Origin of the sequence: Arthrobacter sp. (assembly GCF_031179985.1) — a bacterium.
Taxonomy (GTDB): Bacteria; Actinomycetota; Actinomycetes; order Actinomycetales; family Micrococcaceae; genus Arthrobacter.
In genome coordinates, this window is sequence record NZ_JAPSHJ010000010.1 from 74,473 (window position 1) to 89,456 (window position 14,984).

13 protein-coding genes and 1 pseudogene are annotated in these 14,984 nt (G+C 62.4%); 8 read left to right on the forward strand and 6 right to left on the reverse strand.

Annotated features, from left to right (window positions below):
- The 4 genes and pseudogenes from RIN13_RS07155 to RIN13_RS07170 form a co-directional block, all read left to right on the forward strand.
- Complete coding sequence (locus RIN13_RS07155) at positions 1-1,044, forward strand: ABC transporter permease (protein ID WP_309106640.1); 1,044 nt, start codon at positions 1-3, stop codon at positions 1,042-1,044.
- 13 nt (positions 1,045-1,057) lie between these two features.
- Entirely contained in the window at positions 1,058-1,954 is an 897-nt protein-coding gene (locus RIN13_RS07160; protein WP_309106641.1) for an ATP-binding cassette domain-containing protein, read from the forward strand.
- Between the two features lie 75 nt (positions 1,955-2,029).
- Positions 2,030-3,070, forward strand: a complete 1,041-nt coding sequence (locus RIN13_RS07165) for a Gfo/Idh/MocA family oxidoreductase (protein WP_309106642.1) — start codon at positions 2,030-2,032, stop codon at positions 3,068-3,070.
- A 140-nt stretch (positions 3,071-3,210) separates the two neighbouring features.
- Positions 3,211-3,986: pseudogene (locus tag RIN13_RS07170) on the forward strand (LOG family protein); the annotation flags it as partial.
- A 27-nt stretch (positions 3,987-4,013) separates the two neighbouring features.
- Here RIN13_RS07170 and RIN13_RS07175 read toward each other — a convergent pair.
- From RIN13_RS07175 to RIN13_RS07185, 3 genes are all read right to left on the reverse strand, one after another.
- A complete protein-coding gene (locus RIN13_RS07175) occupies positions 4,014-4,844 on the reverse strand; it encodes a peptidase M10A and M12B matrixin and adamalysin (RefSeq protein ID WP_309106644.1) in 831 nt (276 codons plus the stop codon).
- Positions 4,845-4,974: 130 nt separating this feature from the next.
- The gene (locus RIN13_RS07180) at positions 4,975-5,883 is read right to left on the reverse strand and encodes a matrixin family metalloprotease (RefSeq protein WP_309106645.1); all 909 of its coding nucleotides are present in this window, start codon (positions 5,881-5,883) and stop codon (positions 4,975-4,977) included.
- A 48-nt stretch (positions 5,884-5,931) separates the two neighbouring features.
- Positions 5,932-7,068 carry a VIT1/CCC1 transporter family protein gene (locus RIN13_RS07185; RefSeq protein ID WP_309106646.1) on the reverse strand — a complete coding sequence of 379 codons (1,137 nt, stop codon included), beginning with the start codon at positions 7,066-7,068 and terminating at the stop codon, positions 5,932-5,934.
- Between the two features lie 238 nt (positions 7,069-7,306).
- Between RIN13_RS07185 and RIN13_RS07190 the strand changes: the two genes are divergently transcribed.
- Complete coding sequence (locus tag RIN13_RS07190; protein WP_309106647.1) at positions 7,307-7,501, forward strand: hypothetical protein; 195 nt, start codon at positions 7,307-7,309, stop codon at positions 7,499-7,501.
- A 106-nt stretch (positions 7,502-7,607) separates the two neighbouring features.
- Here RIN13_RS07190 and RIN13_RS07195 read toward each other — a convergent pair whose 3' ends face one another.
- Positions 7,608-9,155: a sodium:solute symporter gene (locus RIN13_RS07195; protein WP_309106648.1), complete on the reverse strand. Its 1,548-nt coding sequence runs from the start codon at positions 9,153-9,155 to the stop codon at positions 7,608-7,610.
- A 375-nt stretch (positions 9,156-9,530) separates the two neighbouring features.
- On the opposite strand from RIN13_RS07195, the gene RIN13_RS07200 reads away from it, so the two are divergent.
- Positions 9,531-10,106, forward strand: a complete 576-nt coding sequence (locus RIN13_RS07200) for a cupin domain-containing protein (protein WP_309106649.1) — start codon at positions 9,531-9,533, stop codon at positions 10,104-10,106.
- A 141-nt stretch (positions 10,107-10,247) separates the two neighbouring features.
- Here the strand turns inward: RIN13_RS07200 and RIN13_RS07205 are convergent, their stop codons facing one another.
- Entirely contained in the window at positions 10,248-11,069 is an 822-nt protein-coding gene (locus RIN13_RS07205) for a DUF559 domain-containing protein (RefSeq protein ID WP_309106650.1), read from the reverse strand.
- 308 nt (positions 11,070-11,377) lie between these two features.
- Between RIN13_RS07205 and speB the strand changes: the two genes are divergently transcribed.
- On the forward strand, positions 11,378-12,454 hold the full coding sequence (gene speB / locus RIN13_RS07210; protein ID WP_309106651.1) for an agmatinase: 1,077 nt from the start codon (positions 11,378-11,380) through the stop codon (positions 12,452-12,454).
- A complete protein-coding gene (locus RIN13_RS07215; RefSeq protein ID WP_309106652.1) occupies positions 12,451-14,130 on the forward strand; it encodes a thiamine pyrophosphate-binding protein in 1,680 nt (559 codons plus the stop codon). Before speB ends, RIN13_RS07215 begins: the two co-directional genes overlap by 4 nt.
- Before the next feature lie 25 nt (positions 14,131-14,155).
- Here RIN13_RS07215 and RIN13_RS07220 read toward each other — a convergent pair whose 3' ends face one another.
- Positions 14,156-14,812, reverse strand: a complete 657-nt coding sequence (locus RIN13_RS07220) for a class F sortase (RefSeq protein ID WP_309106653.1) — start codon at positions 14,810-14,812, stop codon at positions 14,156-14,158.
- Between the last annotated feature and the right edge of the window lie 172 nt (positions 14,813-14,984).

A 14,984-nucleotide genomic window follows, 5' to 3' on the forward strand; every position in this document is an offset into this window, starting at 1 on the left:
ATGACTCAGACTTTGATCCGACCGCCTGCCGTCGATGAACGCGTGGCCGTCCGCAATCCTCTCCAGAATCTGCTGGGGCGGCCCGAAGTGGGCGCGCTGGTTGGCGCCGTCGTACTGTTTGTCTTTTTTGCCCTCGTTTCCCAGACGTTCCTGCAGCCGAACGCCATAGCCACTGTCCTCTACGGCAGTTCGACCATTGGCATCATGGCCGTGGGTGTATCCCTGCTGATGATCGGCGGGGAGTTTGATCTCTCCACCGGTGTGGCCGTCATCAGCTCGGCCCTGACAGCTTCAATGTTCAGCTGGTACTTCTCCACGAACGTCTGGGTGGGCGTTATCCTTGCCCTGGTGGTGTCCGTGGGCATCGGTTATGTCAACGGCTGGATCCTGATGAGGACCAAGCTCCCCAGCTTCATCGTCACCCTGGCCACGTTCCTGATGCTGACCGGCCTGAATCTGGGCCTGACCCGCCTCATCGGCGGCTCAGTTTCGTCGCCGTCAATCTCCAACATGGACGGGTTCAAGTCCGCCCAGGCCATCTTCGCCTCCTCCGTCACGATCGGCAGCGTAGACGTCAAGATCACTGTGTTCATCTGGATTGCCCTTGTGGCCGTTGCCTCGTGGGTTTTGCTGCGCACCAAGGTGGGCAACTGGATCTTCGCTGTGGGCGGCGACGCCAACGCTGCACGCGCGGTGGGTGTACCGGTTAAGGGCACCAAGATCGGCCTCTTCATGGCAGTTGGCTTCTGCGGCTGGATCCTTGGCATGCACAACCTGTTCGCCTTCGACTCAGTGCAGTCAGGGGAGGGGGTCGGCAACGAGTTCCTCTACATCATCGCTGCGGTGATCGGCGGCTGTCTCTTGACCGGCGGTTACGGTTCAGCGGTAGGCGGCGCTATCGGTGCCTTCATCTTCGGGATGGCCAACAAGGGCATTGTGTACGCGCAGTGGAACCCGGACTGGTTCAAGTTCTTCCTCGGGCTCATGCTGCTGCTCGCCACCATCGTCAACCTGATCGTCAAGCGCCGCGCGGAACTTAAGTAGAGGGGTTTTCATCATGAACGCCAAGCAGATCGACCAGCAGCAACTGCTCAAGGACGAGAAGGACCCGCTGACCCACACCCCGGTGCACCTGCTCTCCCTGGAGAACGTCGGAAAGCACTACGGCAACATCGTGGCCCTCCGTGACGTCACCATGGCAGTGGACAACGGCCGCGTCACCTGTGTGCTCGGGGACAACGGTGCGGGCAAGTCCACCCTGATCAAGATCATCGCGGGCCTCCACCAGCACGATGAAGGCGTACTTCACATCATGGGCGAGGAACGGAAATTCGATTCACCCCGGGATGCACTGGACGCTGGCATCGCCACGGTTTACCAGGACCTCGCAGTGGTTCCGCTGATGCCCATCTGGCGCAACTTTTTCCTCGGCTCGGAGCTGACTTCCGGCTTCGGTCCGTTCAAGAGCCTGGACGTCCAGAAGATGAAGGACATCACCAAGAAGGAACTCGCGGAGATGGGCATCGACCTGCGCGACGTGGAACAGCCCATCGGCCAGCTATCCGGCGGTGAACGCCAGTGTGTCGCGATCGCCCGGGCGGTGTACTTCGGCGCGAAGGTCCTGATCCTGGACGAGCCTACCGCCGCTCTCGGCGTCAAGCAGTCCGGCGTGGTGCTGCGCTACATCCTGCAGGCAAGGGACCGGGGCCTGGGCGTCATCTTCATCACGCACAACCCGCACCACGCCTTCCCCGTCGGTGACCGGTTCCTGCTGCTCAAACGCGGCAAATCAATCGGCTACTACGACAAGAAAGACATCACTCTCGATGAGCTGACGGCGCAAATGGCTGGCGGCGCCGAACTCGCCGAGCTTGCCCACGAGCTGGAACAGCTCGGCGGCCACAGCGATGTGGTAAAGGAAGTCCAGGCTGAAGTCGCGGGAACGTCGCGATAGCCTTGCTGACCAACTAAAGACCGGCCTCGCAGACCGGACCCGCACTAGAACCCCGGACAGACCCGCAGGAGCAGGATGAAGAGCATTACGTTAGGACTCGTTGGGGTGGGGCGCATTGGCGTGATGCATGCCAACAACATCGCGTCCCTGAACGAGGGATCCGACGGTCCTGTTGCCGGAGTTGAGGTGCGGCTGAAGGTCACGGATGTCGCCGCCGACCATGCCAGGTCAGTGGCGGCCGGACTGGGTGCCGGGTTCGTACCCACCGTCCAAGAGCTCCTTGATTCGGGAATTCACGGCTTGGTCATAGCTACCGGTACTGCCACGCACCCCGGCCTCATCCGGGCCGGGGTGGAGGCTGGAATACCTGTGTTTTGCGAGAAGCCGGTGGCCATGAACGTTCCGGACTCAGTGCCGGTGCTGGAGCACATCAGGCAGAATCGGGGAGTCGTCCAGATCGGGCACCAGCGCCGGTTCGACGCCGGATACGTCGAAGCGAAACGTGCATTCACAGCAGGGGAACTGGGCTGGATCCACTCCTTGCGGGCAGTCACGTGCGACATGAGCCCGCCACCCGTGGAGTTCCTGGCCACTTCCGGCGGGCTTTTCAGGGACTGCTCAGTCCACGACTTCGACATTCTCCGCTGGTTGACGGGCAGGGAAATCGTCGAGGTGTATGCCAAGGGATCGAACAACGGCGACCCCGCCATCGGCGCGGTGGGGGACGTGGACACAGCTCTCGCTTTGGTGACGTTCGACGACGGCACGGTAGGAACGGTGTCTGCCTCACGCTACAACGGGGCCGGCCATGATGTCCGCCTGGAGATTCAGGGCTCCGCGCGATCAGTCATGGTTGGCCTGGATGGCCAGGCAGCGCTGGCATCCGCGGAGCCGGGGATCACCTTCCCATCGGGAACACCGCACAAAACCTTCGCCGAGAGGTTCCATCAGGCTTATCGCTCCGAGTTGGCTGCCTTTGTGGAGGTCATCCTGGGCAAGCGGGAGAACCCCTGCACTCCTGAGGACGCCGTTGCTGCTTCACGGGTAGCCGATGCTGCCCAGGCCTCCCTTGAATCGGGGATGCCGGTTACGGTGGCGCAGGAAGTGGACCGCTAGAGGTCTGGGCACCCGGACCTCCCGGCACGCTAGGCTGGCTCCATGGACGCCCACGGCAGCTTGAATCCGAGCCCGCGGACGCTGGACGTTGACAGCCTGGAACGCTTCGACAGGCTAGTTACCGGCGCCCGTTCCATGGGTATCAGTGGAGCATCCAGCCAAGGCGCCGCCGGATCGATGCCACGCTCGCTGCAGCCCTTCATGACCACTCAATCGGGGAGGCCCTCGAAGCGTTCCGGCGCAATGGTACGAGCGCAGGCCAAGTGACCGTCGGGTGATGGGAGGGCACGCCGCCCAGCGTGGAACACCTGAATTCGCGGCGGCGGGAACGCTCGGACGCCTACTCGCCCGCAGCGGTCACATCGTAGCCACCGGGGGCGGCCCGGGCGCCATGGAGGCAGCCAACATGGGGGCCTATCTCAGCGACATTCCGGAAGCAACCTTCGGTAAGGAGCTTGCCAGCATGGCGGTCGTTCCCGGATACCGGCCCTCGGTCTCCGCCTGGGCGCGGGTGGCGGCGGCCGTCGTCGAACGCCATCCGGACGGGACGCCGTCTTTGGGGATTCCCACCTGGTTCTACGGCCACGAGCCGCCCAACTACTTCGCCACCCATATTGCCAAGTACTTCGCGAACGCGATCCGGGAGGCGATCCTCCTTGAGTTGTGCGACGGCGGCATCGTGTTCCTGCCCGGGTCCGCCGGTACAGTCCAGGAGATTTTCCAGGATGCGTGTGAGAACTACTATGGGGCGCCCGAGACCATCAAGCCCATGATTCTGGTGGGCCGGGCGCATTGGCAGGAACGGTATCCCGCCTGGCAGTTGCTGGCCGGCCTGGCTGAGGGCCGAGAGATGGCTGCCAAAGTGCATCTGGTGGACACAGTGGAGGAAGCACTTCAGATCCTGGAGGCTTACTGACACCGGAACAGGGCCCTAAATCAGTGCTCACAGCATTCTGGTGCAGGGTGCCTCCGCAAGCCTGGCCAGCCCGGTCAGGTCACCCGGCCCGAAGTCCCTCAGCGGTGTTCCGTGCTCGAACATCAGTTGGGAAGGGTCGGGAACGTGCCCGAGGCCCAGGACGTGAGCGAGTTCGTGGAGGATGATGGCGATAGCCCGTGCACTTCCAGCCGTGGTCCTGATGATTTTTCGAACTTGTGGAGCATCAAGCGAGACCTGCCCGCTGACGTAGCCCACGTGCCCGGACGAATGCTTCACTCGGGTGCTGCCGCCGATCCCCACCGTGTCCCCGCTGAGTTGGGGAACTGTTTCAGGATCCGTCCACGAAATGAGGACGGGCGCCCACATGTTCCCATAGCGGTCGGGCTGGAAGCTTGAACGGTCCATTGCTGGCCGCTCATCCACGTGCCCGTCAAAAACAAAACGGAAGCCGGAGGCCTCGCTGATCCGCCGTACCGCGGCCTCAACCAGAGCGCTTGAGCCCGGTGGCGCCGCTTCGGCATTTACCACATAGTGGATGGGCCGGCACGGGGAGTAGCTCACGGGCATGCCTTTGTTGGAATGGAGGAAAACGTAGGAACTGCTGAGCTCGGTCAAAGGTGCAGGGGCTCCCAACGGCTCGGGACCTTCGTCCCGGCCTGGCGTTGGTGCACTGCGCTGGCCCACCATCGGGGCCCAGCCGGAAGAACCGGAATCCAGCCCGAGCAATGTCAGGGGCCTGAAATCGCCGTAGAGAAACACGCCGACGGCAATGAACATAACCGTTGCGGCAAAGAAGGCGACCAGCCGGGTTCCCCAGTGCGTTGCCGGTTGGCGCAAGTGTTGAGCGGAAGGGTCTGACGGCCCGGATGGTGTGTGAATTTTTGAGGACCCCCTGCCTTCTGGGCGGCTGACGGAGGTGGCCGGAACTGATGGTTGGAGTCAGCCTAGGCCCAGCGGGACCCGGCGTCTACAGGTCCTTGCGGCACTGCGTCTGACCCAGTTCCCTCAGGCCGCTCAGGTCTCCCGCCGCAAGCCCGTCAGGAGTGCCGATCTCCGGATACATCAGCTGGACAGGGTCATCCACGTGTTCCAGTCCCATCACGTGCCCGAGTTCATGGAGAATAACGGCCGTCGCGTACTGGGCACCGTCCGGGCGTTCCAACTCAAGGTCAATCTGGGGAGCATCCAGTTCCAGACTGCCCGTGACAAATGATTTCGGGCCGCCGTTGAAGCTGTAGTGTGTGCTTCCACCCGTCCCGATCACTTGGCCTTTGAGCTTGGGAGCGGCTTCCGGTGTTGTCCAGGAAATCAGCAAGGGGGCCCAGCGGTCTCCATAGGCGGCAGGCTGATACGGGTCACGTTCACCCGAAGGTTCTTCGGCCGTTTCGCCGTCATGGATGAAGGTGATTCCTGTTGCCAAGCCTATGGTGCGGATGGCGTCATGAACGAGGTGGGCGGCGCCCTCAGGAGCAAGGGTTTCATTCACAACGTAATGCAGCGGCCGGCAAGGCGAATAGCCCACCGGGCTGCCGTCGTCGTTCAGAACCAGGAACTTGTAGGACTCGCTGGTAACGGACTGCAATTCCGGGACACCCAGGGGCGCGTCACTTTCCTCGAGCCCTGGAGGAGGCGTGTCGGCCGGCCTGGCTACTCCCGCAGCTTCGGTCTGTTGCACGGGTGCCGTAGAAATGGGCTCAGACCGAGAGTGCGTCCCGGAATCCATGCCCAACAGTCCCGTCACCCGGGGATCGTCGTAAACCAGCCCGGCCACCAGAAACGCCGTCGCGGCGATCAGCATAGTGACCAGAACGTTCCGGAGCCAGTGCCCGGCCTTCCGGAGGGGACTCCGGTGCTTAGGCGGTGGGTGATGTGTCATGCGCCGGAGATTGTCCCCGTTCGAAGGTCCGTCCATTACGTCGCCGCCTTAGGTCACTGCCGCGCCGAAGGCCAGGCCCAGGAGGTAAGTGACGGCGGCTGCACCAAGGCCGATGGCCAACTGGCGCAGTCCTCGGGACGCAGGGGAGGTGCCCGAGAGGAGGCCCACGATGCCGCCTGTCACCAGCAGCGCCAGGCCCACCAGCATGCAGGCCGCCACAAGGGCAGCCACACCTGTCAGGCCAAACACGAACGGCAGGATGGGCACCACGGCCCCGGAGGCGAAGAAGCAGAAGCTCGAAGCGGCTGCACTCCAGGCCGTGCCTACGGCTTCATGCTGATCTGGGGCCTCGCCGCTCTCAGGATGGAGCGACAGGCTCGGATCGCAATCACACGACAGCATGCCCATGCGTTCCTTGACTCTGTGTTCGGCAGCCTCACGGGACATTCCCCGGGCCAGGTACACCAGCAGGAGTTCGTTGTGTTCGATGTCGAGCGACGGGGCGGCGGCCAGGGTGATCTGGGTGGGCCGGGTGGCTGCGAGGAGTTCCCGTTGGGACCGCACTGAAATAAACTCGCCCGCCCCCATGGAGAGTGCCCCCGCAAGCAATCCGGCAACGCCGCTGAGCAGCACCACCTGGCTGCCCACGCCCGAGGCAGCCATACCCATGACCAGGGAAAGGTTGCTGACCAGCCCGTCATTTGCCCCAAAGACTGCTGCCCTGAAGGTGCCGGCCAGCCGGTTTCGTCCACGCGTGGCAAGGCCCCGAACTACTTCTTCGTGGATCTGTTCATCCGCTGCCATGGCAGCAGTGGCGGAGGGATCCTCGGCATACGGAGAACGGCCTTCAGCACGCTGGGCGAGGGCAAGGACGAACACTGAGCCGAAATGCCTGGCCAGGAATCCGAGGATCTGGCTCCGGAATGATGCCGGCCGGGGTTTGCCTGCATGGCCGCCGAGCAGTCTGAGCCAATGTGCTTCGTGGCGGCCTTCAGCTTCCGCGAGAGCCAGCAGGATGGACCGTTCTTCACCGCTGCGGTTTTGGGCGAGGTCACGGTAAACGGCGGCCTCGGCCCGCTCGTCGGCGAGGTACTGCCGCCACCGTTTGAGATCGGCGGGGCTGGGGGTTCCGGCCGCTGAGGGCAGTGGATCGGTGGGGTGATCAGATTTAGCGTGCTGAGACACGAAGGCTCCTGGGCTTGACGAGGCATGGTTCGGCCTCATTGCCTCTCCAGCGTACCCCGCATTTCCGCGGATTTTCGGCCGGTAATCCTTAGGGTGAAGTTTAGGAATGCCTCAAAATCACGGCACGGACCTGGCCGTGTTGGTGGGCTTCCTCCCGCTATTGACCCCCTTGTGCCGTCGGTGTTGTGATGTTTTTACAGTCCTATTGACCGATGTCCTACTACACGGAGGTTGCACTATGGATTCCACTGAACCAGTTCCCAACAACCAGCCCGTCAGGCCGACTGTCGAATCCGATCCCGCCTATGATTTCGCCGAGGACGTACCTGTGGAGGAATGGGATGTGGAGGACGATGCCCTGGACGAAGAGGAACGAGTGGTCCCGCTGGACACGGACGACGACTTCCGTGAGCCGGACTTCGAGGAAGACTGACAGCTAACCACGGGGTTTAAACCACGACGGCGATACGTCCCGGAGGTTGGGTCCCAACCTGGGAGGTACCGCCGTCGTGCATTTTGCCTCTGTTGTGGGAGGACGTTTAGGAGACGGCGTCCGGGATGGCGGGTTTCAATGCCGCCGGAATGGCCTCTTCCTCTTCTGCACGCCCGGCGACCCTCGCGAACCAGTTCCTCATCACATGGGGATCAGTGGGCTTGGTCAGCAGCGATACTGCGATGTAGACGACGGCTGAAGCGATCAGTCCGAAGTAGATGGGCTCGTTGGCGTAGATCCCGTCCAACGGCGCGGCGGCGTTGATCTCCAGGATAATCATTGTTCCCAAGGTAACGACCGAACCGACGGCCATGGACGCGGCGGCGGCAACTCCTGTACCGCGATGCCACACCAACCCGCCGAGGATGGCAACCAGCAGACCGCCTACGAGGATGTCGTACGCGATGGTCAACGCTGCCACCACATCCTGGGTGATGATGGCGATGAGGATGGCAACAACCCCCAGCGCCAGTACCCACATGCGGTTCGCCTTGACGTCGTGCTCAGGATTCTCGCTGTCCTCGGTGTTGATGTCCTTGCCAAACCAGCTGGCAACGAAGGGGAGTACGTCGGCACGGGCCACCGTTGCAGCTGCAATGAGAGCCCCGGAAGCCGTGGACATCATGGCCGCGACAGCCGCTGCCAGGACCAGTCCGCCGATGCCGATTGGCAACAGGTTGGTCGCCACCTCCGCATAGACCACGTCCTTGCCGAGGTTCGCGACGTCGATCTCCGGCAGAGCGACGCGGGCGCCCAAGCCGATCAACGCGCCGGCCGCGCCGTAGAGGATGCAGTAGACGCCTGCAGTGGCGCCGCCCCAACGCGCAACCTGGGGTGTCCTGGCGGTGAAGACGCGCTGCCAGATGTCCTGGCCGATAAGCAGGCCAAGGGTATAAACCACGAAGTACGTGATGATGGTTTGGATGCCGATGCCGTCGATCTGGAAGAAGCTGTCTTCCACGCGGCTGCGGATGCCGTCCAGGCCACCCGCTGCATTGAGCGTGAACGGGAGCATAAGCAGGAAGATGCCCACTGTCTTGATCACGAACTGGACCTGGTCAGCCAGCGTGATTGACCACATCCCCCCAATCGTGGAGTAGACCAGCACAATAGCGCCCCCGATGGCGATGGCAAGAGCCCTGTCCCAGCCGAAGAGCACGACGAAAATTGTGGCGTAGGCGCCGGTGGACGTGGCGCAGAGCATCAGGGTGTAAGCGAGCATCACTATCCCGGATGTCTGTGTGGCGCGGCTGCCATACCGCAATGTCAACATCTGGGACACGGTGTAGATCTTGAGTTTCTGGATGGTTCCGGCGAAGAGCAGGCTCAGGAGCAGGACCCCGGAACCGATGGCAACCACAAGCCACATTCCGGAGATGCCGAACCTGTAACCCAGGCCGACACCTCCCACCGTCGAAGCGCCACCGAGGACCACAGCGGCCATAGTGCCGGTGTAGAGGAAGGGGCCCAAGCGGCGCCCGGCTACGAGGAAGTCGCTGTTGTTCTTGGTGCGGGACTTTCCCCACCAGCCGAAAGCCAGCATGGCGACAAGATAGGCCACCACGATGGCGATATTGATGAAATTTGCATCCATAAGAAGGGCTCCTTGGAGCTGCCTGGAGGTTCCTCTTCGAAGGCAAATTGCCGAAGTAGAAAGAACCGCTGCTTGGAGGGGAGGCACGAGGAGTGCACGCAGTTCGCGCGGAGACGGGGTTTGTCTCTGCAGCTGACCGCCTTGGTATTCCGGACGGATGGCCGGGGTTTTCGCTTACGCGCCTGGCTTGGCAATTGCCCTGGACCAACTGGGTTTGCTAATAGACAACACTTGTTGCATGAAAGAGTAAGCTGTGACGTGGGTAACGGTCAAGGCGCGCACTTAACGGGTGGCGAATTGCTGCGTCACACTCGTTCCTGACCGCTAGGATGACTCCTGAGATGGGCCGAGCGGCCAGCCGTGAAAGGTTCAGAAATGAAGGCTCTACCAGTTGAACCGAGCAATATTCCGGTTGCCATCGGTTCAAGGATCCGTGCAGCGCGTCAGTCCCAGCGGCTCACCATCGAACAAGTCGCAGACGCCACCGGGCTGACCAAAGGCTTCCTGAGCCGGGTTGAGCGCGACCTGACCTCGCCGTCAGTGGCCTCCCTGGTGACTCTGTGCCAGGTGCTTTCAATCTCCATCGGTGATCTGTTTGCAGCCCCGGAAACCCACCTGACCAAGAAGGACCACGGCCCCCGGATTTCCCTTGGTGGCCAAGGCATAGTGGAGCGGCTCCTTACGGCTCGCTCCGAGCGGCGGATTCAGCTTATCCAGGCTGTGATCGAGCCCCGAGGGCGCGGCGAATCCGAGCTCTACGCCGTTGATTGCGACGTTGACGTGCTCCATGTCATTAGGGGAACCATCAAGCTGATCCTCACCAACGAGGAGTATGAGCTCAGCTCGGGGGACACGGTAACCTTCCCTGGCCGCGAGCCGCATACCTGGGTTAACCCCACCGATGAACCCGTGGAAGTGCTCTGGATCCTGGTTCCTGCCGCCAGCCGCTAGTTCCCGCCCCGGCCCTCGCGCCCGTCCTTCGCTGCGTTCCCGCCCAGTTACTGGTGCTGGATTGGTGTGTTGCGCGGGAAACGCCGGCGAATCCGACCCGGTGCAGGGAGTAACTGGGCGGGAAGGATTACGGAGCGAGTTTCAGCGGATGATCCGGCCTGTGAGTACTGCGCGAATTTCCGCCAGGATTCTCTGGGGTTCGTTCCAGACGTGCTCGGGCATGTAGCGGAGCACTGGATACCCGCTCAGGGTCGAGGCGTTGTTTCTGCCAACATCCCTGCGCATTGCCTCCCGTGAAGAGTGGTAGGCAAACCCGTCAACTTCCACGATGAGGAATCCTTCGATCAGGAAATCCACTCGGCCAATGCCTTCGAGGGGTACCTGAAGTTCCACATGCCACCCCTGGCCTGAAAACAGCTGAAGCGCCTCGACTTCGATCAATGACTCGCACCTCGGATCCACGAGCCGAAGTGCCGATCGGGCGGTTCCGGACCGGTCTGCAGTCAACTCGGACTCCAGGAGCGCGAGGGGTACGCCGTGAAGTCGCATCCCGGAAGCGGCCAGGGCGGTAGACACCGGAACGGGAAGACAGCACAGCGCGTGCAGGATGACGTCTTCGACGGCGGCCAGCGGGGTGGGGCCCGACGTCGGAAAACGCTCGGTCCGGTGCCGGACAAAGCCCTCGCCGTGGCCATGATTACAACTGAGGTGCAGCCTGTCGGGGGCGCGCCGCAACCATAGGCCGTAGTGCTTTGCAGCGCTCACGCAGCTGACCCTTGCATTGTTCCTGACGGCCGCCAGGAAATCCGGGTCGCAGCCGGGAAGCGCCACGACTCCCCGCTTGGGCCGTTGCGCCCCTGCCGATACGAGGAACGCAAGGTCGCTGCGGCTGAAACCGGCCTTCGTCAGTTGGTGGATTCGGGCCACGCCGCCCATTTCCTTGAGGTAACGGACGGGATCCATGCCTCAAGGAGACCGGGGGAGGTGTTGATTCGAAAGTGCCGGAGCCCGCTATGTGCATAAACCCTCCCACACGTTTGCCTGAGCCCAAACCTTCCCGCCCAGTTACCGACGGCCCGAACGCGTGTCCCGGCCAAACCGCCGTCGAACTCCTGCTGAAGGATTCAGTAACTGGGCGGGAGCGTCGAAGGGGCGAACCCAGCCGGAATCGTAGGGGCTGCAGGCCGTAAACATTTGGTGCACATAGGACAACTTCAAGTGTATGATGACAGTCACAACCAGTGATCCATCCTCGAAGGAGAGGCATTCCTTTGGAAGAGCTCCGCATTGAAGCAAATGGCAACATCGGACCGATCGATTCGGCCCGGATTCCGCGCTATGCGGGGGCAGCCACCTACGCCCGCCTGCCGCGGCTGGACCAGATTGCCGCCGCCGATGTCACGGTTGTCGGCGTACCGTTCGACTCAGGAGTGTCCTACCGGCCGGGCGCACGGTTCGGCGCTAACCATGTTCGAGAGGCCAGCCGTCTTCTTCGCCCGTATAACCCCGCTTGGGACGTGAGCCCCTTCGAGAACATTCAAGTGGCGGACGCCGGGGACATGGCTGTGAACCCCTTCAACATCAACGAGGCCATCGAGACCATTCAGCACAATGCCCTCGATCTCACAGCCCGGGGGAGCAAGCTCGTTACTCTCGGCGGAGACCACACCATCGCGCTTCCGTTGCTGAGGGCAGCGGCGGAACGTGCCCGCGCCCCCCTCGCCATGCTCCACTTTGACGCACACCTGGACACCTGGGACACGTACTTTGGCGCCGAATACACGCACGGGACGCCGTTCCGCAGGGCCGTGGAGGAGGGCATCCTCGATACCGAAGCCATCAGCCATATTGGTACCCGTGGTCCGCTGTACGGCAAGAAAGACCTTGACGACGACCACCGCTTTGGGTTCGGCATCGTCACCTCTGCGGACGTCTACTACCAAGGCGTGCTGGAGACGGTGGCAAAGGTCCGGGACCGAATCGGCAACCGCCCCCTGTACATCTCCGTGGACATCGACGTCCTCGATCCCGCCTTTGCCCCAGGCACGGGCACCCCGGAAGCCGGCGGCATCTCAAGCCGGGAACTGCTGGAAATCCTTCGCGGGTTCCGTGGAATGAACCTCGTAGGAGCCGACATTGTCGAAGTCGCTCCGGCCTACGACCATGCGGAGATCACAGGAGTCGCCGCCAGTCATGTGGCCTACGAACTGGTGACGCTGATGGCAGACAACGCCGTCGAAGGGGACCGCTTCGGGGCCGCCAACGGGTACGCCCAGCAGGCCCTCGGCCAGGAATCGCGCAGGCCAGCCGGCTTCGCGCCGTCGTCCACCGAGGAGTACGCACAGTGACCGGTACGGAGGCGCCAGTCCGGAACGGCGGCGATCTCGTCGTCGAAACCCTCGAGGCGCTCGGCGCCAAAACCGTATTCGGCATTCCAGGCCAGCACGCCCTGGGCCTCTTTGATGCCATGGGCCGCGGAAACCTGCATTTCGTCTCCTCCCGGGTTGAGAACAATTCTGCATTTGCAGCTGACGGTTACTCGCGGGCAACCGGAGAAGTAGGCGTTCTCTTCCTCTCCACCGGTCCCGGGGCGCTCATGTCACTGGCAGGCCTGCAGGAAGCGTATGCAACCGGGGTTCCTATGGTGGTGGTTGCGAGCCAGATTCCTCTTGAAGGGCTCGGGGCCAGGCGCAAAGGCATGCTTCATCAGCTTGACGACCAGAAGGCGTCGGCTGCCAACGTCACCAAGAGCCAACGGCTCATCCAGCATGCCTCGGGGATCCCATCGGCCATTCAGGACGCCTGGACGGAAGCCATTTCCTCCCCGCAAGGGCCTGTTTGGCTGGAAATTCCGCAGAACGTCCTGCTCGATCCCATCATGGTGCCTCCGGTTGAGGACGCGCTCGCCGAGGCAGCTGATAATCCGCCGCGCGTGGAGCTGATCCGTGAGGCAGTGAAATGGCTGGCGACGGCGAAACGTCCCGCCATTATTGCCGGCGGCGGTACCCGGCGTGGCAGGGCCGAGAAAACCCTGCTGGCCCTGGCTGAAAAGCTTCGGGCTCCCGTGATCTGCACTCCGGGCGGGAACGGAGCTTTCCCCTGGAGCCACCAACTCTCCCTGCAGTCCTGGATCGAGGACCGCTACGTCACCGACGTCCTCGAAGACGCCGACGTGCTGATTGTCATCGGCTCGTCCCTTGGCGAAGTCACGTCGAACTACTTCACTTTCGAACCGCGCGGCCGCATTATCCAGATCGACGCCGAACCCCGGGTCCTCGAATCCAATCGCCCGGGCCTGGGGATCCGCGCCGACGCCGGGCAGGCCCTCACCGCCCTGGACGAAGCCCTGCAACGTGCCGGCGTCTCCGTCACACCCGACTGGCACGGTTCAACCCCAGAGGACCTGGTGCGGGAGACGCTGGCCAAAGTCATGGCACGCCTGGAATCCCAGGACCTCACCAAAGAGCTCACCTTCATGGCTGATATCCGTGAGGCCGTCCCGGCGGATATGCAGACCTTCTGGGACATGACCATTTCCGCTTATTGGGGTTGGAGCTGTTGGGACGCCAAGGATGGGCAATTCCACTCCGCCCAGGGAGCCGGTGGCCTCGGCTTTGGCTTCCCGGCCGCCATAGGTGGTTCTGTCGGCCTGGCCACAACAGGGCGATCAGGATCGGCGGCGCGGGTACTTGCTGTTTCGGGCGATGGTTCAGCCATGTATTCCATCTCTGAGCTCGCCACCGCCAAACAGCACAATGTGCCGGTTACGTGGTTGATCGTCGACGACGGCGGTTACGGCATCTTGCGTGAATACATGATCGATGCTTTCGGGAAAGCAACCGCCACGGAGCTAGCACGGCCCGACTTCGTTAAACTTGCCGAGGCATTCGGTGTTTCTGCCACCCGTGTTGAACCGCAGGGAGTGGGGGACGCTTTGAAGGCAGCTTTTAATGCAGAGGGACCGAACGTCGTCGTGGTTGAGACCCTGCTCAAGATGTTCGCCCCCACCCACCTGGACCGGTAGCTCCGGCGGAATCGGCAGGAATGGGCTAGGTGGCAACTGGGGAAGCCACTACCACTACGTTTTTGCCCCAGAAGTCTGCTGTGTAGCAGCTGATGAGGACCAGCCGATTCGGAACAATCTCCCAGATGGGGCTGTCTTTGAGCGTGTCCTTAAGGTAAGTGGTGACCCAGTCGACTTTGTAGCGAACCGTCCCCGTTTCGGTCAACACGTCAAACTCCTGCCTTGGAGCCGAAGCGTAACTCAGCTGATTAAAGGGAGCCTCCCGGTCTTCCCAACTGTGTCCAATGATGTAGGTCGTGTTCGTGGATCCTGCTCCCGGAACACCAAAGGGAGCCAGCCAGTAGCCGTCCATCGTTTGTGGTGGAACGAGCGTGCGGGAGACCTTCTCGTCCTGGCTTGGCTCCAGGGAATGGACTGCTACATCTATCCCCGCGAGGGGGTAGACGATGCGGGTAGGGCGGGCAGCAGCCGGAAGTACGCTTGCAGGATGAACCGGAGCGGCTGCCGGGACGGATGCGGCGCCTTCTGACGCTGGGCTTTCTGATGCCCGGGGCGGTGTCGCGCTCCGGGAACTAAGCGCAATGCCCTCGGGTTTGCTGACGCTGCCTGTTCCGAGGGAGCCACCTGCAGATACGAAGCCCGGCAATAATGTCAGGGCGAAGAGGCCGAGGACTGCCGACACGAGCAACAGTATTTCTCCGCGATTCAGCCACCTTCCCTTACGTCCGGCGGGAAGGGGTGGGTGCCTGCCGTGCTCGCCGAAAGTCACTCGGCTTCTCATTTCCCGGGGGTACTGACGGGCACCGCACCTGTTGATGCGATGCCCGTTCGCTCCGTCGCTGGTCAGTATTACG

What these genes read in the sequence shown, in the direction of transcription:
- RIN13_RS07155 (WP_309106640.1), top strand. Translation starts at nt 1, where the DNA reads ATGACTCAGACTTTGATCCGACCGCCTGCCGTCGATGAACGCGTGGCC.
- RIN13_RS07160 (WP_309106641.1), top strand. Translation starts at nt 1,058, where the DNA reads ATGAACGCCAAGCAGATCGACCAGCAGCAACTGCTCAAGGACGAGAAG.
- RIN13_RS07165 (WP_309106642.1), top strand. Translation starts at nt 2,030, where the DNA reads ATGAAGAGCATTACGTTAGGACTCGTTGGGGTGGGGCGCATTGGCGTG.
- RIN13_RS07180 (WP_309106645.1), bottom strand. Translation starts at nt 5,883, where the DNA reads ATGACACATCACCCACCGCCTAAGCACCGGAGTCCCCTCCGGAAGGCC.
- RIN13_RS07190 (WP_309106647.1), top strand. Translation starts at nt 7,307, where the DNA reads ATGGATTCCACTGAACCAGTTCCCAACAACCAGCCCGTCAGGCCGACT.
- RIN13_RS07195 (WP_309106648.1), bottom strand. Translation starts at nt 9,155, where the DNA reads ATGGATGCAAATTTCATCAATATCGCCATCGTGGTGGCCTATCTTGTC.
- RIN13_RS07200 (WP_309106649.1), top strand. Translation starts at nt 9,531, where the DNA reads ATGAAGGCTCTACCAGTTGAACCGAGCAATATTCCGGTTGCCATCGGT.
- RIN13_RS07205 (WP_309106650.1), bottom strand. Translation starts at nt 11,069, where the DNA reads ATGGATCCCGTCCGTTACCTCAAGGAAATGGGCGGCGTGGCCCGAATC.